The sequence below is a fragment of the Corallococcus sp. CA041A genome, assembly GCF_003612075.1.
GTDB classification, from domain to species: Bacteria; Myxococcota; Myxococcia; order Myxococcales; family Myxococcaceae; genus Corallococcus; species Corallococcus exiguus.
In genome coordinates this window covers 1-388 of the sequence record NZ_RAWF01000766.1, presented here as the reverse complement: position 1 = coordinate 388, position 388 = coordinate 1, and the positions used below count along the sequence as shown (strand labels likewise).

Sequence of the window (388 nt, the reverse complement as noted above, 5' to 3'; positions counted from 1 at the left end):
CTCATCGATGTCCCCTGTCAACGCACCCCGGTATGGCCGAATCCACCCGCGCCCCGCACGCTGTCGGTGAAAGTATCCACTACCTGCAGGCTGACGCGGGCGATCGGAACCACCACCAGCTGCGCGATGCGATCGCCCGGCTCGATGGTGAAGGCCTCGCGGCCACGGTTCCAGACGCTGATCAGCAGCGGCCCCTGGTAGTCGGCATCGATCAGGCCGGTGCCGTTGCCCAGCACGATGCCATGCCGATGGCCCAGCCCGGAACGCGGCAGGATCACCGCGCACAGGTTCGGGTCGGCAATATGGATGGCCAGGCCGCTGGGCACCAGCGCGGTGTCGCCCGGCTGCAGGGTCAGCGCGGTATCCAGCGCCGCGCGCAGGTCCATGC

General features: G+C 68.8%; 1 protein-coding gene. It reads right to left on the bottom strand.

The genetic code is table 11. The features are described 5' to 3' along the window. Nucleotides 1–17 precede the first annotated feature (17 nt). Nucleotides 18–388, bottom strand: a 371-nt coding sequence (dut, locus tag D7V77_RS42995) for a dUTP diphosphatase (protein WP_120581796.1), incomplete at its 5' end; no start/stop codon positions are given.